Source organism: Paenibacillus helianthi (assembly GCF_001909055.1).
Taxonomy (GTDB): Bacteria; Bacillota; Bacilli; order Paenibacillales; family Paenibacillaceae; genus Paenibacillus_AQ; species Paenibacillus_AQ helianthi.
This window is the reverse complement of the sequence record NZ_LVWI01000040.1, coordinates 34,103-53,440: the sequence shown is the minus strand read 5'-3', so window position 1 is coordinate 53,440 and position 19,338 is coordinate 34,103. Positions and strand designations below refer to the sequence as shown.

At 53.0% G+C, this 19,338-nt stretch carries 12 protein-coding genes; 2 read left to right on the top strand and 10 right to left on the bottom strand.

Annotated features, from left to right (window positions below; genetic code table 11):
* Window positions 1–92: 92 nt before the first annotated feature.
* The 4 genes from A3844_RS14540 to xylA all read right to left on the bottom strand — a co-directional run bounded on the left by A3844_RS14540 (window position 93) and on the right by xylA (window position 6,595).
* Complete coding sequence (locus A3844_RS14540; RefSeq protein ID WP_244169770.1) at window positions 93–1,865, bottom strand: sensor histidine kinase; 1,773 nt, start codon at window positions 1,863–1,865, stop codon at window positions 93–95.
* 151 nt (window positions 1,866–2,016) lie between these two features.
* Window positions 2,017–3,558: a response regulator transcription factor gene (locus tag A3844_RS14535; protein WP_074107742.1), complete on the bottom strand. Its 1,542-nt coding sequence runs from the start codon at window positions 3,556–3,558 to the stop codon at window positions 2,017–2,019.
* A 91-nt stretch (window positions 3,559–3,649) separates the two neighbouring features.
* Window positions 3,650–5,146 (bottom strand): xylulokinase, encoded by a 1,497-nt coding sequence (gene xylB / locus A3844_RS14530; RefSeq protein ID WP_074103515.1) that lies wholly within the window; start codon window positions 5,144–5,146, stop codon window positions 3,650–3,652.
* A 129-nt stretch (window positions 5,147–5,275) separates the two neighbouring features.
* A complete protein-coding gene (gene xylA / locus A3844_RS14525; RefSeq protein ID WP_074103514.1) occupies window positions 5,276–6,595 on the bottom strand; it encodes a xylose isomerase in 1,320 nt (439 codons plus the stop codon).
* A gap of 393 nt (window positions 6,596–6,988) precedes the next feature.
* Between xylA and A3844_RS14520 the strand changes: the two genes are divergently transcribed.
* Window positions 6,989–8,149: an ROK family transcriptional regulator gene (locus A3844_RS14520; RefSeq protein ID WP_074107741.1), complete on the top strand. Its 1,161-nt coding sequence runs from the start codon at window positions 6,989–6,991 to the stop codon at window positions 8,147–8,149.
* A 131-nt stretch (window positions 8,150–8,280) separates the two neighbouring features.
* Complete coding sequence (locus tag A3844_RS14515) at window positions 8,281–8,478, top strand: hypothetical protein (protein WP_074085005.1); 198 nt, start codon at window positions 8,281–8,283, stop codon at window positions 8,476–8,478.
* Here A3844_RS14515 and A3844_RS14510 read toward each other — a convergent pair.
* From A3844_RS14510 to A3844_RS14485, 6 genes are all read right to left on the bottom strand, one after another.
* Window positions 8,459–8,872: a GNAT family N-acetyltransferase gene (locus A3844_RS14510; protein WP_074085006.1), complete on the bottom strand. Its 414-nt coding sequence runs from the start codon at window positions 8,870–8,872 to the stop codon at window positions 8,459–8,461. The genes A3844_RS14515 and A3844_RS14510 overlap by 20 nt on opposite strands.
* A 98-nt stretch (window positions 8,873–8,970) precedes the next feature.
* Window positions 8,971–9,204: a glutaredoxin family protein gene (locus tag A3844_RS14505; protein WP_074085007.1), complete on the bottom strand. Its 234-nt coding sequence runs from the start codon at window positions 9,202–9,204 to the stop codon at window positions 8,971–8,973.
* A 93-nt stretch (window positions 9,205–9,297) separates the two neighbouring features.
* A complete protein-coding gene (gene trxB, locus A3844_RS14500) occupies window positions 9,298–10,239 on the bottom strand; it encodes a thioredoxin-disulfide reductase (protein ID WP_074107740.1) in 942 nt (313 codons plus the stop codon).
* Window positions 10,240–10,444: 205 nt separating this feature from the next.
* On the bottom strand, window positions 10,445–12,400 hold the full coding sequence (locus tag A3844_RS14495) for a heavy metal translocating P-type ATPase (protein ID WP_074085009.1): 1,956 nt from the start codon (window positions 12,398–12,400) through the stop codon (window positions 10,445–10,447).
* 384 nt (window positions 12,401–12,784) lie between these two features.
* The gene (locus tag A3844_RS14490) at window positions 12,785–15,259 is read right to left on the bottom strand and encodes a GH36-type glycosyl hydrolase domain-containing protein (RefSeq protein WP_074107739.1); all 2,475 of its coding nucleotides are present in this window, start codon (window positions 15,257–15,259) and stop codon (window positions 12,785–12,787) included.
* 29 nt (window positions 15,260–15,288) lie between these two features.
* Complete coding sequence (locus A3844_RS14485) at window positions 15,289–19,338, bottom strand: glycoside hydrolase family 2 (RefSeq protein ID WP_074107738.1); 4,050 nt, start codon at window positions 19,336–19,338, stop codon at window positions 15,289–15,291.

The following is a 19,338-nucleotide window of genomic DNA, read 5'->3' as shown; positions in this document are numbered from 1 at the left end:
CATAACGTACACCACTAGGGGAGAATACCCGACAGATTTTACGTAAAACCAGTGCTAATTAGACATTCAGTGAAAGCGCTACCCTTGAGACCTCACAATCGGGGAATCGAGAAGGAAATTTCTGTTCCTATCCCCTTTTTACTGGATATATTGAGCCCATGTGATTCCCCATAATACATTACCAGTCGCTGATGAACGTTACGCAGCCCAATGCGGCTCTGAGGTTCCTCCTCTGCCTGGGAGATGACAGAGACAATCTCGGTAAGACGCTCCTCCGTCATGCCGATTCCATCGTCGGTAACACATACCTTAACTTCATCCTCATGGAGTGATATGCTGACATGGACATGCACCGTGCCTGCTTTGTTCTCCAGCCCATGAACCACCGAATTCTCAACCATAGGTTGAATGATCAGGGGCGGAATCAGGATATCTGCGGCTTTGGTATCGAACTCTATTTCATATTCCAGCCGCTCTTCATAGCGGAACTTTTGAATCTCCAGGTACGAACGCATCATTTCCACTTCTTCTTTGATCGGTGCCCGGTCCCGGCCTACTTCCAGGTTTTTACGCATAAGCTTGCCCAGCAGCCGTACAATGTTGGCGATCTCCTTCTCCCCCTTAAGGTGGGCATTCATACGGATCGATTCCAGCGCATTGAACAGAAAATGCGGATGAATCTGACTCGCCATCATTTTCAGCTTGATCTCTCTCTGGGCGATCTCCAGCTTGTTGTTTTTCTCATTGCTCTCCACGACTTGTGACAGCAGACGGTTAATACTGGCTACCATATAATTGAACTGGCGCGAGAGTTGGCCGATTTCATCGGTCCCGTCCATTTGCGAGACTACGTTCAGATTGCCGAGGGCGACTTGATTCAATTGACGGCTCAGCCGCAGCAGACGATTGGTCATCAAAAAAGAAATAACATACACCAGCACCAGTGCAATCAGCAGGACACCGCCAATGATCAGCAGCCCCAGAAGACTTACCTTGTTCGCAGAGCTCAGTATACTCTTGGTTTCAAAGACAGAGATTACTTTCAGCCGGCTTACACTAAGCTGCGGCCGGATCTCATCTACGATGACATAAGAATCCTTGCCCTTGACTGTTGTCCGGATGACATTTTTGTCCGTTTTCTGCAGATCCATCCCGATATCAAACGCGGCGAGCGTGCTGCCCACCAGATGCGGATTCTTGGCGGCCACAATATATCCCTGCTCATCTGTAATAATCGTCTCAAACGGCTCCTGGTAGAGCATCTGGTTCAGTTCATCCTGTACCACCTGCACCATCAATATTCCCGTTTTCTGATATTCGGGGTAAAAAACCTGCCGGACCAGACTAAGCTTGTTGATCGTTCCTTTAGTACTGTTGATATAGGCCTCTTTGTCCGGGATATACATCCAGTTGAGACCCGGGCCCTTCATGGCACTTTTATACCAGTTCTTCGATTTGATCTCTGGAGTCAGCGGAGCGATAGACATGTTATCTACAAGCGTAGGGTTATCTATAAAAAAGCGGATGTTGGAAATCTCCCTGTACTGCAGAATATAATCCTGGAAATCCGTATAATTCAGATAGGCCTTCGTCAGCTCCAATATGCCGGGGTATTTTGTATTGACAAGCTTTTCAAGATTACTGTCAAAATAAAGCAGATTGGAAATGTCCGTCGGCACCCGCAGTTTGGTTACCATTTGACTCTTGATCTTCTCCACATTATTCGTTGCCTGTTCAATGGCTCTGTCCAAGGCCGCACTACGGAAATAGCTGGTCAGTATAATCCCGACGATTAACACGGGTATCATCACCACAATAATGTAGAAAAAAATCAGCTTGTACTTCAGCTTTAAATTATTGATCATTCGCACCAGCCCTTTAATGCCAATCCCTCCTCCCAATGTTTCCGCCCAAACCATGAGAAACAGGCTGCTCCCCGCATCTGCTGCAGCGTGGGAACAGCCTGTACCTCTTAACGACTATTATACAGATATATATTCATTTCAGCAGATCCATTTATTGTTCCTTACGGAAAGCGGTTGGGGACACACCGACATATTTGCGGAATTTGGCATTAAAATAATCGGAATTCATATATCCAACTCTTTCAGCAACCTCGTATACTTTCATTCCCTGATTCAAAAATTGCTTGGCCTTCTCGATTCTGACTTTGTCCAAATAAGTATTAAAGTGCTCGCCAACCTGATTTTTGAACATTTTACCTAAATATGCGCTGTTGTAATTGAAGACTTCGGCAAGCGATCCCAGCTTCAGGTTCTCATTATAGCGGCGTTGAATCAGATCGGTAATCCGTTTGATCTCGTCGCCGCGGCCGCCGCTGTTCATCTGCCTGGAGATTTGCTCCATATAATCTGCGACCTGCTTCTCTACGTCAATCAGATAATCGCTGCCGTACACCTCGCCTATAGGAGAAGGATGACTAAGAATGAAGCTGCGGAAATCGGGGTTAGCCGCTTCCAGACGGGCGATAGTACTGCTTACAATTCGCATCAGATTTTCCTTAATATAGGTTTCATCACGCTTTGCTGCAACCAGTTTACGGACAATTTGCCCCACCAGCATGGGAATGGCCTCATTGCTTCCGGTCTCTATGGCCAGCAGCAGTTGTACCTCTACATCCCGTTCGGGGTCCGGCTCCTCCTCCGGTTCCGGCTCAGGTTCCGCCCAATCATCGGTTGTTCCACTCAGAATAATACCCTTCCGGCCAAAAAAAGCCTCTTCCAGCAGCCCGGCGGCCGCTGTAAAAGACCGTGATGCCTCCTCGGGTCCGGCTGCGCTCCCCCCTGCAGCGGCGCAAAATTCGAGCCCATACCCGGTAATGACTGCATTCAGCTTCCGCCACAAGGCGGCACGGCCGACATCATCCTGGAGCGGTTCCTTCAGAAGGATGCCTAAATAAGGCGGCAAAGTGAATATTAATCCCGTATCCGGCTGCCACTGCTGCTCAAGCTCGCTTCTCACCTGCTCTTCACGGATATCTCCGCCCTTATGCAGTCCCTTGAATTCCAGGAGCACGACCTCGCAGCTATGCCCTTCCAGACCAAGCTCCACAGCAGCTTCAGCCCTGGGGGCATCTTCCTCCTGCGGCTGCAGCAAATGACGCAGCAAAGTATCCTCATTGCGCACAGTTTCATTGTTCTGCCATTCGCTGGCACGTTCCTCCCGGGATATGGTGTCCCGCAACTCCTGCAAATAGGAGATCAATTCCTCTTCATCCACCGGTTTCAGCAAATACCCGTCAATATGATAGGAAATGGCCCGTTTGGCATATTCGAAGTCCGCATAACCGCTGAGGATCAGCACATGACAGTTAGCGTTTTCTTTACGCAGTTCGCCAACCAGCTCCAGACCATCCATGCCCGGCATACGGATATCAGCAATCATCAGCATGGGTGCAAGTGTCCGGAATTTATCAAGTGCTTCCAGCCCACTCGCGGCTGTCCCGACTACAGTATAGCCATACTCCTCCCATGGAATCAGTGTACGCATCCCTTCCCTCAGTTTGGGCTCGTCATCTACAATCAGCACTTTTATCATCTGCGGTCAACCCCTAAGGCAGAATCCCGGAAGGCCCTTACGGACCCTCCGGCAATTCCAAGATATAGGCCCGAGCTTGCCCAGGCTCTGACTATTTACGGTATTGTGCCAGTTTATCATTTAGTGAACGTGTCTGCCCATAAACTTCCTGATACAGCCCAAACAATCCATCATAGGTTGCGGCTTGCTGAGCATTCGGTTTGTACACTTCTGCAGGACGGATGAAGGCTTCTGCGCATTCACCGAGAGATTCGAACCAGCCGGCACCGTAAGCTGCCAGCATAGCCGCACCCATAGCCGGTCCCTGCTCGCTCTCCAGCTTGATGATCGAAGCATTAAAAATATCCGCCTGCATCTGCAGCCAGGCTTCATTCTTGGCACCTCCGCCAATCGCTACAACCTCAGTAATTTCCTTGCCGGAGTCACGCACGATATCAATAGATTCCCGCAGCGAGAACGTAATTCCCTCCAGTACCGAACGGGTGAAATGAGCCAAAGTATGCCCGGAATCCATGCCGATAAAGCTGCCGCGGATATTAGGATCCGGATGCGGAGTGCGCTCACCGACAATGTATGGTGTGAACAGAAGGCCACCGCTGCCGGCTGGGATGGAATCGACTCCTTGAAGCAGTTCATCAAAGCTTTTGTCCCCTGCAAAGGTTTCTTTGAACCAGGTGAGACTATAACCAGCAGCCAGTGTAACCCCCATGATGTAGTAGGCATCCTTCTCCCCATGGTTGAAGAAATGGACCTTGCCTTCCAGGTTCAGGTCTTTATTGCTCTCATAGGACAGGATCACACCGGAGGTCCCGATGCTGCACATGGTCCGGCCTTCACCAAGAATGCCGGCACCGAGTGCACCACATGCGTTGTCTGCGCCACCAGCGAATACTTTGGTGGACGGGAGCAGGCCGGATGCTTCAGCAATTTCCGGAAGCAGCGTGCCAGTCAGGTCGAATGATTCCACAAGCTTTGGACAAAGGGACACCGGCAGGCCGAAGGCCTCAGCGATTTCCGCACTCCATGTTTTGGAGGCCACATCCAGCAGCAGCGTGCCTGCGGCATCGGAATAATCCATGGCGTAATCACCTGTCAGCCGGTAACGAACATAATCCTTCGGCAGAAGGAATAGCTCAGCCTGTGCCAGCACCTCCGGCTCGTTCTCCTGCACCCACAGAATCTTAGGCAGAGTGAAGCCTTCCAGAGCTCGGTTTCTGGCAATTTCGATCAGCTTGGCGCCGAGCGTCTTCTCGATCTTCCGGCATTGCGCCGTAGTCCGGGTGTCGTTCCAGAGAATCGCCGGACGCAGCACCTTGCCTTCACGATCCACCAGCACCAGTCCGTGCATCTGGCCGGAGAAACTGATGCCGTCCACTTGCGACGGGTCCACTCCGGATACTTCAATCAGACGGTGTAAGCTGACCAGCGTCCCCTGTACCCAATCCTCAGGATTCTGCTCACTCCAGTTCGGCTGGGGACGGCTCAAGGGATAGGATTCGGAGTGCTCAAAAGCCACCTTTCCCTGCGGGTCTACCAATACAGTTTTTACAGCACTGGTTCCAAGATCGACACCGATTACATATTTCATCGTTATCCTCCTCAAAATTGCTTGTCTATTCAATAGAAAAGGGGCTGCCGAAGAATGCTCTCTTCAGCAACCCCCGTTGCGTTAGTGATCTGCCCAATCTACGGACAGCACCGGTAATCCGGTGTAGTCTTACTCAGCTGTCAGGATGTACTGGTTCAATGTAGCTCTGAGCAGTTCTTGACGTCCGGACTGGTTCGGACGCGGAGTTTCATTGTTCAATGCATAATCAGCCAGCGAAGCCAAGGTTGCTTTGCCGGACACGATGTCAGCGCCTACGCCTTCAGTGAAGCTGCTGTAACGTTTAGCGATGAAGTCGTCGAATACGCGGTCTTCAATCAGCTTAGCGGCAACTTTCAGACCCTTAGCATAGATATCCATACCGGAGATGTGTGCCAGGAACAGGTCCTCAGGCTCGAAGGAAGGACGGCGTACTTTGGAGTCAAAGTTAATACCGCCTTTACCCAGTCCATCATTCTTCAGCACTTCATACAGGGTCAGGGTAGCATCGTAGATGCTTGCAGGGAATTCATCTGTATCCCAGCCGAGCAACGGATCGCCCTGGTTCGCATCCAGCGATCCCAGCATGCCGTTGATGCGGGCTACACGCAGCTCATGCTCGAAAGTATGGCCGGCAAGTGTCGCATGGTTAGCTTCAAGATTCAGCTTGAAGTGTTTATCAAGGTTGTACTTCTGCAGGAACGCGATCGTTGTTGCTGCGTCGAAGTCATATTGATGTTTGGTAGGCTCTTTCGGTTTAGGCTCGATCAGGAACTGGCCGTCGAAGCCGATTTCCTTAGCGTAGTCTACAGCCATGCTGAACAGGCGGGCAATGTTGTCCTGCTCAAGGCCCATATCTGTATTCAGCAGAGTTTCGTAGCCTTCACGGCCGCCCCAGAATACATAGTTGTCAGCGCCCAGACGTTTACCGACTTCCAGACCTTTCTTAACCTGTGCAGCTGCGTGTGCATACACATCAGCGTTGCAGGTGGAGCCTGCACCGTGCATATAGCGCGGGTTGGTGAACATGTTGGCAGTGTTCCACAGCAATTTTTTGCCGGATGCCTTCATGCCTTGTTCAAGGATGTCTACGATGGTATCGATGTTGCTGTAGAACTCGCGCAAAGACGCGCCTTCAGGAGCGATATCCACGTCATGGAAGCAGTAGTAATGCAGGTCCATTTTTTCCATGAACTCAAATGCTGCTTCTGCACGGGCTTTTGCCTTGTCAATCGTGTTCAGCTTATCCCAAGCGCGGACTGCAGTTTCAGCGCCGAACGGATCGGCGCCGCCAGCTGTTAGTGTATGCCAATAAGCCATTGCAAACTTCAGGTGCTCTTCCATGGTTTTGCCGGCTACGATTTCTTTCGGGTTGTAGAATTTGAATGCATAAGGGTTGGTGGAACGGCTTCCCTCGTAAGAGATCTTGCTCACTGATTCAAAATAAGCCATTTGTGTAATCCTCCTCGATATTTTGCTTCGCCCGCAAGCGTTTACAGCAACATCTTAACACATCTTTTTGACTTTGTATATTGGTTAAACAAAGTTTTTTTGTAACTTATTATTTCTCGAATTGGAGCGCCCCGCAGCCCCTGCGGACAATCCTCTCTCTTATTCTTCACTAACATAAAGTACCCCCCGGCCCCTGTGCCTATGCGTCTATTCCATTAGGCCCGCAGTCCGGCAAGCTCTAGATTGCTGCTTACGCTTTCTCCTTGTTTAGCATGGTTGCAAGAACTCCTGAAGCCAATTCATATCCAGCGCCACTGTTGCATTTTAGCGCGCATCGCACTAGACTAAGTGGCATACTCTTATGAGAACGTTCCCAAGAAGGAAGTGTAGTTTGTGAAGGTTACGGGTGATCAGGCGCTGGTCAAAAAAATCAATAAATCGATTATTTTACATACGATTCGGATGCAGTCTCCGGTATCGCGGGCCCGGGTATCCGAAATGACCGGACTGAATAAAGCTACCGTATCCAATCTCGTGGCCGAGCTCTGCGGGCAGGAACTGGTCACCGAGGCCGGGCCGGGTGAATCAAGCGGCGGCCGTAAACCGCTGATGCTGCATTTCAACAGCAAGGCTGGCAGTGTAATCGGCATCGAACTGCAGGTGAAGCAGTTGAAGGCGGTCTTATGCGATTTGGACGGGAGCATTCTTCACGAATTGGACCGCCAGCTGGAAGTCCATAACCTGCCTTATGTATTGGACAAAATGAAGAGCATGATCTCGGAGCTGATTGCAGCAGCCCCTTCCTCGCCATACGGCATAGTGGGGATTGGGGTAGGGGTGCCAGGGATGGTGGATGAGCATGGTGTGGTGCTGTTTGCACCCAATCTGGGCTGGGAAATGGTAGATCTGCGGGGCATTCTCGAGCAGTCTTTCGAAGTCCCGGTGACGATCGACAACGAGGCGAATGCAGGCGCCCAAGGGGAGCTGAACTTCGGAGCGGCGCGTGATGTGCGCCATCTGCTCTATATCAGTGCAGGCTCGGGGATTGGTTCTGGAATTATTATCGGCGGAGAGCTGTACAAGGGGGCACGCGGATATGCCGGTGAGACCGGCCATATGACCATAGAGGCGGAAGGCAAACCCTGCAGCTGCGGCAGCCGTGGCTGCTGGGAACTATACGCTTCAGAGAAAACTTACGACAATCCCGGGCTGGCGCTGCCTGCCCGCAGCACATCCGAGCTGGTCCGGCATGCACTGGAGGGGCAGGAAGACACATTGCGCCATTTCAATACCATCGGCGAATATCTCGGGATCGGTGTTACCAATCTTATCAACAGCTTTAACCCCGAGCTGATCGTGATTGGCGGTGCTCTATCGGAAGCCGAGCCTTGGCTGGGCGAGCCGCTGCGCAGAGTGGTTGCCGAGCGGACCCTGCCGTATCATAAGCAGCAGCTCGAAATCATCTTTTCACGGCTGGGCAGCCGCGGGACCATGGTCGGAGCGGGTTTTTCAGCAGTGATGCATTTCCTTGGGAACATCCGGGTGACGCTCTAGGCAAAATTGACGTAAAATTGCCGCAATTATAGGGGCAGCAGTACAGAAAAAGGAAGATCAATCCTTTATAATAGGGGATAAAAGTGTGACAAATGTCACTACAATCTTTTTTCTGAATGGAGAGAGAGTCCATGACTTATGTTGATACGTCTGATATTTCGGCGCAGATGTTCATCACTGTGCTGCTGCTGCTGCTCATCATCGCTCCACTCATTAGCCTCGGCGTTCTTCGCCTGTTCCAGTCGAAAAAAAAATCAGGATTGCTGCTTATTACCTGCGGAATTGCTGTCTATGCCCTGTTTCAAATCATTATGTATATTTACAGCTAAACCGCTCCACCCCCGGGTACTTTTCGCCCAAACTGCTAATCTTAAATCCGCAATGGCTATAAAAACCCACAGCTTCCCGGTCCGTCTCAGCCTGAAGCGTTTCGATGCCGCCGCATTTCCGGAGTTCTCCGATCATTGCAGCACCAATTCCACGGCCCCGCCAGCGGGTCTGAACGGCGATATGCAGGATTTCCGCTTCCGTTCCCGGACCTCGCCGGATGCCGATCAATCCCGCCAGTTCACCATCTATGAAGGTGCCCTGCAGTTCCCGTGAATCTTCAGCAAGATAGCGGTCCACTTCCTCCCGTACACGCTCCTCGTCCGCCATCATGCACTCTGCAAGCAGCCGTTCAACAGCATTCCTATCCCAATAATTTTCCAAACTGATCAACATTCCTCATCGCCTCCTTATCCTAATATGTATACAAAAAGCCGCCTCCAGCGCGGAAGCGGCCCTTGTTTCCTCAAGCAGAGGAGTACCTGGTCTGACGATTATACAGTAGCCAACGCCTTGTCGAATTGGGTTTTATTCATGCCTACGATTTTGAAATCGCCGATGACGGTTACAGGTACAGCCCGCATCCCCATATCCCACACCTGCTGGGCAAAATCATCATTTTGTTCAATGTTGCGCTCCTCGTAGGAGACGCCCTTCTCACTCAGGAAGCTTTTGACCTGACGGCAATGGGGACAGTTGGTCGAGGTGTATACAATTACGTTTTCCATGTTCTAATCTCCTCCTAAAAGCTTTATCGACTTACACTAAAACATCAGCTTACTATATTATAGCACCGTGGTGCCTGCAATACCAAGGGCATATTACAAAATAACTGCACTGTGCTCCAGGCTCTCAATGTACTTCTCAGCATCCATAGCCGCCATACATCCGCTGCCCGCTGCGGTAATCGCTTGTTTGTAACGGGTATCCTGTACATCTCCGCAAGCGAAGACGCCGGGAATGTTGGTTTCAGAAGTGCCTGGATTCGTGACGATATAACCGTTCGCATCCGTCGTAATCTGTCCGCCAAGGAATGCCGTATTCGGATGATGCCCAATAGCGACAAACACACCGCTGGCCTCAATGAACTCTTCTTCCCCGGTTTCATTGTTAAGCACTTTAATTCCGTTCACACCTCTATCGCCGGCAGTTACTTCCAGCGGAGTGCGGTTCAGGCCCCAGGCAACCTTTTCATTGTCACGGACCCGGTCCTGCATGATTTTGGAGGCACGCAGTTCTTCACGACGGTGCACAAGGGTTACTTTGGAAGCAAAACGGGTCAGGAAACCCGCCTCTTCAAGAGCTGAGTCGCCGCCGCCGATCACCACGATCTCTTTGCCCCGGAAGAAAAATCCGTCGCAGGTTGCACAAGTGCTGACACCGCGTCCGATATTATCCTGTTCACCCGGGATGCCCAGGTATTTAGCTGTTGCACCTGTCGAGAGAATCAGAGTATCCGTAGTCAGTGCGCCCATCCCTTCAACATTCAGCTTAAAAGGGCGTTCCCCAAGCTCTACACTGTTCACCCAGCCTGTAACAAACTTGGCACCAAAGCGTTCAGCCTGCTTGCGCATATTATCCATGAGCTCCGGACCCATGATGCCATCGGGGAATCCTGGAAAATTCTCCACTTCCGTGGTGGTGGTAAGCTGTCCGCCCGGCTGAGGCCCTTCAATAACCAATGGATTCAGATTGGCACGGGCCAGGTAGATGGCCGCAGTCAATCCGGCAGGGCCGGTTCCGATAATAATTGATTTATACATGACTATATCCTCCTTGAGATGGACGGCTAAGGCACCGCTCTATATTTCCTTAATTAAAATTATTATAATGTAGTACTAATTATGCTCATCTCAAGGGAATCTGTCAATATGCCAGACACGATGTAATCGCTCTATTTTGTGAACAATTCAATTTTAAGCAACCTATTAGGAGAAATGGGTAAACAGTAAGGATTCCAGACCTTTTTTAACGCAAAAGTCTCAGTCCGTTCAAGATGACAAGGATCGTGCTGCCTTCGTGGCCAACGACTCCAAACGGAAGGGCAATCCCCTGTAAAAAGTTGCTCAGCATCAAGGTAGCTATGACCGTGACGGCAAAGATCATATTCTGCTTCACGATCCGCTGGGTACGGCGGGCCAGCTTAATTGTTGAGGCGATTTCCTCAATATTGTCATTCATCAATACCACATCGGCAATCTCCAGTGCTGCGCCGCTTCCGTTCATGCCCATCCCCATGCCAACTGTGGCTGTAGCGAGTGCCGGAGCATCATTCACCCCGTCCCCCACCATAATTACATTCCCGTATTGTTCACGCAGTGCTTTGATGTGCGTCACTTTGTCCTCAGGCAGCAGTCCTGCGAATACAAGATCCACACCGGTCTGCCCGGCTATCACTTCTGCTGTTGCCACGCGGTCACCCGTCAGCATAGCCACTTTAATGCCAAGCTGCTGCAGCTTCCGAACCGCCGCAACCGCCTGCAGACGCACCGTATCCTGCAGCGCAATCATCCCGGCAATCCGTTCGCCGTCGAGGATCAGCGATACTGTCTTGCCTTCACTCTCCAGCTGCTTGCGGAGCGATCTCCACTGCTCATCCTGGAGTTCATTACGTTCATCCAGCAAATTGGACTTGCCGATTCTCCACAGCTGCCCTGCGATCAGTCCTTCAATCCCCCAGCCGGTAACCGATGTGCTCTCTTCAATTACATGCAGCACAAGGTGTTCTTCCTCTGCCTTGCGGACAATTGCCTCTGCCAGCGGATGGCGGGACAGCTTCTCAATCGACGCGCTGACCCTCAGCAGCTCATTGCGGTCATACTCTTCTCCGGCTATAAAATCAGTCACCTGCGGAAGCCCAGCAGTCAAAGTCCCGGTCTTGTCAAAAGCAACTACCGAGGTTTTCGCCATATTCTCCAAATGGACGCCGCCTTTGAAAAGAATGCCTTTACGGGCACTTTTAGAGATTGCCGACAGCATGGCTGGCATAATGGATGAAACCAAGGCGCAAGGAGAAGCCACTACAAGAAACACCATTGCTTTATAGAAGGTAGCGCTCCAGCTCCAGTCCAGAACTAATGGCGGCAGTGCAATCAGTACGATCGTCGCAGCAACCACTACACGGGCATAGATGGACTCCAGCCGTTTGATAAAGCGTTGCGATTCGGGCACCTCGGTTTCGGCTTCTTCCACCATTTTGATAATTTTCGAAAACAAAGTGTTCTCCGCAGACTTGGTCACCTCTATATACAGCGGGCCTTCCCCATTGATGGTTCCGGCAAACACATCGCTGCCCGTACTTTTCTCTACAGGCAGGGATTCACCCGTGATGGATGCCTGGTTGACCGCCGATTCTCCCCGGTAGACGGTACCGTCTGCCGGAATAAGCTCACCCGGACGCACAAGCAGCAGATCTCCTACAGCGAGCAGATCAATCGCTACCTCACTCATAATCCCTTTTTCGATACGAACGGCAGTCGCCGGCTTCAGAGCCAGCAGTGATGAGATATCCTTCTTGCTGCGCTCCATCGTATAGCTCTCCAGGGCCCCGCTCAGCGCAAAAATAAAGATCAGCATCGCGCCTTCATTCCAGTACCCGATTGATGCGGCGCCCAGTGCGGCAGCAATCATCAGAAGGTTCACGTCCAGATCACGTTCCTTGACAAGTGTCTCCACGCCTTCTTTCGCCTTGATCCATCCGCCTACCGTGTAAGAAACCACATACAGAAGAACCGAGAACACCTCCGACCAGCCACTGACGGCCCAGGCGATCAGCATGAGGAGCCCGCTGCCAAGTGCAGCCTGCATTTCGGAATTGTGGAGCATGGCTTTGGGATCAAAACGGCGCGGCTGCGGGGTACGCGGCTGCTGCGCGCCTTCTCCCCGCGCCATGGATTTAGGCAGTTGTTTGGATGTAGCTTGCATAAGTAAATCACACTCCTGATTCATTTTTTTTGAAATACTGACTGAGAATGAGAGCCATTCTTAAGGCCCTTAAAATGACACATGCTGCCCCGGCTCAGCCGGGACAGCATGGTAAATGAGAATGATAATCGTTGTTGCCATTGTACAATTTTATTTCCTTAGTGCAACTTATAGCTATAATATATCACGATCTGCGAAAAAGTAAAGCCAGAACCAGACCTGATTTGAGATGCTTATTCTTAGACTCCAGGTGCGTAATCCCCTCTTTTTAGGATATTAATCTTTAACAGGATGAATAGCTATATACAGTTAACTAATATTATGTAAAAAAGCAGCCCGATCATGTTGGGATCTCGGGCTGCATGCTTCATGAATTTATGGAGACTATAGTGTAACTTCTACTTTTACTGCTGCTTTTCCCGGATAGACGGGTACGATGTTACCTTCCAGCCGCTGGCCATCGACACGGATTTCCTTCACACCCTTGCAGCTGTGAGAGCTGTTGGTCACGGAAATCTCATACAGGCAGCCGCGGAATTTCCGGCTCACCTTGAAGCCTTCCCACTCCGCAGGAATGCATGGATCAATGGACAGTCCCTCCAATACAGGCTTAATTCCCATAATATACTGGGTTGCGGCGATATACATCCATGCGGCAGTACCGGTCAGCCAGGAGACGTTAGCCAGTCCGAACTTGTCAGACTCAGGTCCGAACAGATTGGACGCATAGACGAACGGCTCTGCTTTGTAACGCCATAACCCGGCCTGCTCCATAGCGACGTTCGGAATCAGCTGGCGGTAATATTTGTAGGCCTGATCGCCTCTTCCCAGCAAGCATTCGGCAATAATAGCCCAGGTGTTTGCATGGCAGAAGACCGCTCCATTCTCCCCAGTGCCTTTATTATAATTGGTCAGCGGGTCCGCAGGATCCGGGAAGGTCGTGATGGAAGGATGCAGCTTCTTAATGCCCAGCTCTGTATCCAAAATATCACGCACACTGTCCATGGCCTGCACAGCTTTATCCGGGTCAGCCATGCCGGACAGGGTGGCCCAGGTTTGCGCATTGAGCCAGATTTTGGCCTCGTCATGCTCGTCTGTCCCCAGGAAACGCCCGTCATCCATCACCGCCCGCCGGAACCAGCGTCCATCCCAGCCCAGACTGTTCACCAGCTGCTTCTGATTCTCGTACAGAGCTTCGTAGTCTGCCACATGCTCCGGATGACCGGAGGCCACAGCCAGATCCTTCATGTGCAGAAGCACTGTTCCGAGCTGCATCGCAGTCCAGATGCTCTCCCCTTTGCCCTGGCGGCAGACCCGGAAAAGCTGATCGTTCCAGTCCGAGCGCAGCATTAGCGGAAAGCCGTTGGGTCCCCTATGAGAGGCAGTGTAATCGATGGCACGTTTCAAATGCTCATATAGCGTGCCTTCACCGCCGTCATAAAAGGGAAGGCTCTCCATCAGAAACCCTGCATCGCCGGTCTCCGCGAGAATATCCCACACGGCAAGCGCCGTCCACAGATGGTCATCGGAATGAATGCTGGTCACCGGTTCCCATCCCTCATTCGGGAAGAAATAATGGTTCACATGCCCATCCTGATATTGCTGCCCCAGCAGCAAACGGACTTTCTCTTTTGCCGCCTCGGGATCAAGCGGGACGACAGCTAATATATCCTGGGCTGTGTCGCGGAAGCCCACTCCCCGGAAGGTACCGGTGGCATAGAAGGAGATATTGCGTGAAAAGAGGAAGTTCCGCTGTGCCTGATACGGATTCCATAGGTTGATCATCCGCTGCGCATCTTGATCCGGCAACTCGCACTTCCATCCGCCCAGATAATGGTCCCAGTTCTCCTTAAGCCCCGCATAAGAGCGGGCGACGAAATCCTCCTCACGCGAATGGGCGATGGCCCGCGCCACTTCTGCTTCGTTCATCGCCGTCCCGAGAAAGAAATTCACGGTGCGGGTTTCGCCGGGCTGCAGGGTCACCTGTACCTGGAGCGCACCGCAGGGGTCCCCGCCCAGGAGTGTTGAGCCCTTGCAGCCTCCCTGCTCAACGGCAACAGGATTGGACTCACTCCGGTAGCTGCCGATAAATTCTTCACGGTCACCGTCATAGCTGTACAGCGGCGCATCGGACATCATATACACTAGCGGTGTCTCGTCCGGCTTCGGCTGATTTTCCACACCGTATTTGTAGACAAGCGCTTCCCCGGGGTGATATTGCACGGATACCTGATGCTTGTTGTAGCACTGCCACTGCAGCTCCCGCATGAATTCCATCATCCCAAACTCGGCGTAAGCATACACATTCAGTATCTTCACCGTGGGACTGTTGTTGGTCAGCGTCAGATTCCAGATTAATGAGTTCTCATAAGGTCCGACAAAATAGACCGTCCGTGCTGAAATTTCATCCTCCCTCGCCTCGAAACGGGTATAGCCCAGACCGTGACTGCTTTTCCATTCCTGCGGCTTCTGGGAGGCTGGCTCATAGGTAGGACACCAGTAACTGCCCGTTCCGGCATCCTGAAGATAAATATAAGGACCGGAGCGGTCGGTTGGCAGATGAAAAAAACGGTAGCGGGTAATCCGCCAGATCTGGGGCGACTTATAAAAAGCGACTCCACCGCCCGCATGGGACAACATGGTGTGGAATGTGCCGTTGGACAAGTAATTCATCCATGGCGTCGGCATATCATGACGCTTGAACTCCACTTCCTTCGCTTCGTCACGGAACGAGAAATACGCGTCCAGCTCCTCTATGCGGGCAAGCTTAACTTCACCAGCAGTTTTCGCGGCAGCCTTCTTGAGCTCTTCGCGGCCTGACTGGCCGGCTGGACTTAAGGGTCCGGATTGCTTCATCATTGGTTTGGCTCCTCTCGGGTTCGCAATGCTTACTTGGGCTCAACCTCATCCATCGTCATGCGGAACTCCAAATCGTTCATATACGTTCCGTCCCTGTTCAAGAAGACCATGCCAAAAGCAATGTCCTCCTCGCCTCCCTGCACAATAGCAATCAGCCGATTGGTTCCGCTTCTCAGTTCAATCTCCTTCTCCGGTGCGGCAACCTGTTGACCGTTCATATATATCTCAAATGCACAGTCCGATTTCACCCGCAGGAAGCCGGTGCGGATGGCTGAAGTCCCTGTACCCGCTTCGGGAAGATGTACAAAGCAGCTCAGGAACAGCGGACGGCCTGCCGGGTCAGGAATCAGCAGTGTTCCGCCCTCGCGCCGTTCTTTTTTCTTCATCCAGCCGTACAGGCCTTCGCCCAGATTGTTCAAGGAAAATTCCGGATCGGTGTAGTATTCCTTCATGGCCTGGTAATCCACATAAGGTGGGCAGTACAGCGTCATTGCCGCTTCCACCGCCCATTCCGCATCGCCCTTATCGCGGATCAGCAGTTCGTCTGTGAATTCCGCTCCGAGATTGGCAAGCAGGCGGGTATAGAGCCGCAGGCTTTTCTCGCTGTCGGAGTCTATAAGCAGTTGCGAGCAGATGACCTCCCCCTCCCCTGCGGTTAGCCTGATCAGAAAGGCTCCAGGCTCGCAGGCCTTGTCGCGGTTCAGCTCGACCAGCGCCAGCCTGCTGTATTCTCCGGTGTGCTGCCCGGCAAAGTAATCCTTCCAGGCGGTCCCCTCCACGCTGGTACACAGAACCGCAGCGTCCGGCACTTCCAGCCTGTACGCCGCCAGCTCCCGGTTCACTACGTCCCGGGGCGAGAGATGCACCTTGTCGAACCCGAACAGGTCGACAGGGCTGATTCCGCGGACGGCGGCGTGAGCGTAGTCCGCCTCCAGGTGGTACGTCCCGTGCGGTGCGATGCGCACGGGCCGGTCCAGCAGGCGGGCAAGCGCCTCCTGCCCGCCGGGTTCTGCCGGCAGCACGAGCACTCTGCTGCCGGCACTTGCAGCCTGCCGGACGGCTTCCGCCGCGCCCGGGCCGTTCAGCAGCCCTGCCTCCACCACGAGGAGGCAGGGATTCAGGCTGGATAAGCCTGCGGCGCTATCCAGCCTTGTGCCCTTTAGGCGAAGCTTGCCGAGCAGAGCTTCCGCTGCCCCGCCGCTGCGGACCCATGCCGCAGCGGGCACCGGTGCCGCAGCCGGGTGACCGGCGCGGCCCGCGTATTGGAGCAGACTCCGCAGCAGCAGACAGGCCTGGGGGATCTGCTGGATATGGTCCATAATCTCCAGCTGATTGGCCAGGAACATTCCTGCTCCGCTGCGGTATTCCAGAAGCGGCGACCACAGGTCTCCGCCGTCCCCGAAATCACCGCTGCTGCACTCCAGCAGGAGGGTAAAGTCTCCCGTTACAGGCTTTTCAAAGGCAGCCTTAATAATCGGGACCGGTCCTTCCTCGCGGAGCTCCTCATGCCAGAACATGAGATCCTCATCTCCAAGACCTTGGAGCACGGGATGTCCATAATCCCCCCCATGGGCACGGATGAATTCTCTGCGGACCAGCGGAAGCTTGCCAAGAGAGAGATGAAGCTGTTCCAGCAGCAGCAGCCTGCCGCCTTTCTCTACAAAAGCTCGCAGCTGACGGTCCAGCTCCCCGTCCCCATCCTGCATTTTACTGCCGGCGATCAAGAGGATGCCGCCCGGCAACTGCTCTATGGCTTCTGCCTCCACCCGGATCAGGTTGGGGACCAGAACGCAGATGGATTGATAGTCCTTTTCGGAACCTATATAAACAGCGGGAAGTCCTAATTCGACCGGCTTGGTCTTAAAGCTGCCGGACAGCAGCCGGTACCTAAGGTTAAGCTCATGCTTCAGCTCTCCGCCGTGGAACAGCCTTGCAGTAAGGACTGCTTCTCCTTCGCGGGCGACGGCATCCGGCATCCACTCCAGGCGGATACTCCGGCGTTCGGCAGGTTCTTGACGGAACCCGAAATTCTGTGTATGCACCACCCGCCCGTCCTGCTGCACAGTACATTCAATGGTCACCGCTTGTTCCGCCAGCGTATCGTTATAGACATCGAAGCTGCGGCGGATCTTCGAGTCGTCGAAGAAGCAGCGGTTATACTCGGCAGCAATCATCGTTACCGGCTTGAAGGCCTCCGACATGACTGCAAAGGATGGATTGACCCGGTAGACCGGATATTCCTCCGGCAGCAGCCCGTTATTCAGTGAAAGCGAGTATGCCGGAATAAGCGCAGGCTTAGGGCCTGGCGTTGTCAGGTCGGCAGGCGGCAGGAAAATATTCCGGTCAGGCATTGCCCGCATAAAATAATGGGCGAAGTTGAAGGTGGCGATGCCGGATACCCCCTGTCGCCGCGCGTATTCTATGAACAGCCGCTCCTTCTGTGCAAGGCCGGCAGCACTTGCGTCAGTATGGCGATATACGCCAAGTCCCGTATACATGCTGCTGTTCTGCGGGCAAATGTACCACCAGCTGCCATGCTCTCCAAAGGTAAGCGGGACTGTGCGGTCCCACTGGGAGATCGTGCCGTCAATGTTATAGTGGCGGCTCTCCACTTCTGTAAGCTCCTTGGAGAGCAGGCGGTTATCCCCTTCCACCATAATCGGACGGGTGGAATCCAGCGCTCTCATAATATCTATCAGACCCGGAATGTATGGTTTGTAGTCATCCCGCCCGTCCACCCACCGCATCTCGTTCTGTACACTCCACAGGATGACGGAAGGATGGTTTTTATCCCGCTGCACCAGCCGCCGTACATGAGCCTTGCAATTGGCTATAAAATCCGGATGGGCGGCGTCCATTGTTTTGGCAGAGCCATAGATGGCGCTCTCGTCAACGATGAGCATCCCCTCTTCATCGGCAATCCGCAAATAATCCGCAGGATATGGCTCGGCATGCAGCCGGATGCTGTTGACACCTGCCTGTCTGCACATACGGTACCAATTGCGGATGTAGTCCTCTGTCTGCTGTGCCGCCCCCTGGAAATGCCAGGAGTCTCCGCGCATGTTGACCGGAATTCCATTCAGCATAAACTGCGGGCCTTCGCACCAGAATTCCCGGAAGCCGAACGTCTCGGTCCGGCGGTCGAGGATTTCCTCCCCTGCCCGAAGCTCCAGCTCCAGCGCATACAGAACCGGAGTTTCCGGGCTCCACAACTTGGCTTCCTGCCAGGGTAAAACAAACCGGGCTTCCCGCCACTTCCGGTGATCTGTGTTCTCACATAATTGCCGGCCTTTCACAGCCTCCTGAGACACCGCTGTTGCACCAGCCTCTGCTTCAAGAACCGGCAGTTCCCCTTTTCCATCCATAGGCAAGGTGCCCGTTAGATGCTCCTTCACTTTAAGGATGACCTGCAGCGAATCCGCCGTTGAGGTAGCGGGCTCCATTCCTATCAGTGCATCCACCTCCAGGAGGCCTTGGCGGAAAAGGGTGCGGATTGTGATATCCTCCAGCGTTACAGGCGGATAGCCTTCGAGGAATACATCCTGCCATATCCCCCTTGAGATCCTGCCGAACCAGGAGCCGGCAAGGCCCGTAATCTTCTTATCCCCGGAGGGAAGCACCGTTTGATCAAAGCTTCCGCAGACCACATGCAGGTGCTGCTCCTGACCTGGCTTCACCCTGGTGCTGATATCCAGCCGCAAGGGCAGATACCCGTCCTCCCAGATGGCGACCCGCTCCCGGTCCAGATACACAGCCGCCTTCTGCATCATTCCATCGAAACGCAGGACCACCCGCTGCCCCAGCATACCCTCCGGGATCTGAAAGGACCGGTGCAGCACACCGGCTTCCGCTGCATCCCATTCGCTAGGATAGCCGTATACATCCAGAGGGGCGAACCCATACTCCGCGATTTCCCCAAACCTTCTGCCGAACGGCTGCGGATAGCTGTGGCGCCAGCTTGAAGGAACCTGGATCTTGCGGGCTTCATACACCAATCTCTCAGGAAGTGTCCGGCAGAGCGGCTGATCGTAGAGCGGCATGAAATCCCATTCACCGTTTAAACATAACGAGGTGTGCAT

What these genes read in the sequence shown, in the direction of transcription:
- A3844_RS14515 (WP_074085005.1), top strand. Translation starts at nt 8,281, where the DNA reads ATGACTTATGTTGATACGTCTGATATTTCGGCGCAGATGTTCATCACT.
- xylB (WP_074103515.1), bottom strand. Translation starts at nt 5,146, where the DNA reads ATGAAATATGTAATCGGTGTCGATCTTGGAACCAGTGCTGTAAAAACT.
- A3844_RS14495 (WP_074085009.1), bottom strand. Translation starts at nt 12,400, where the DNA reads ATGCAAGCTACATCCAAACAACTGCCTAAATCCATGGCGCGGGGAGAA.
- A3844_RS14510 (WP_074085006.1), bottom strand. Translation starts at nt 8,872, where the DNA reads ATGTTGATCAGTTTGGAAAATTATTGGGATAGGAATGCTGTTGAACGG.
- trxB (WP_074107740.1), bottom strand. Translation starts at nt 10,239, where the DNA reads ATGTATAAATCAATTATTATCGGAACCGGCCCTGCCGGATTGACTGCG.
- A3844_RS14485 (WP_074107738.1), bottom strand. Translation starts at nt 19,338, where the DNA reads ATGCACACCTCGTTATGTTTAAACGGTGAATGGGATTTCATGCCGCTC.
- A3844_RS14505 (WP_074085007.1), bottom strand. Translation starts at nt 9,204, where the DNA reads ATGGAAAACGTAATTGTATACACCTCGACCAACTGTCCCCATTGCCGT.
- xylA (WP_074103514.1), bottom strand. Translation starts at nt 6,595, where the DNA reads ATGGCTTATTTTGAATCAGTGAGCAAGATCTCTTACGAGGGAAGCCGT.
- A3844_RS14540 (WP_244169770.1), bottom strand. Translation starts at nt 1,865, where the DNA reads ATGATCAATAATTTAAAGCTGAAGTACAAGCTGATTTTTTTCTACATT.
- A3844_RS14535 (WP_074107742.1), bottom strand. Translation starts at nt 3,558, where the DNA reads ATGATAAAAGTGCTGATTGTAGATGACGAGCCCAAACTGAGGGAAGGG.
- A3844_RS14490 (WP_074107739.1), bottom strand. Translation starts at nt 15,259, where the DNA reads ATGATGAAGCAATCCGGACCCTTAAGTCCAGCCGGCCAGTCAGGCCGC.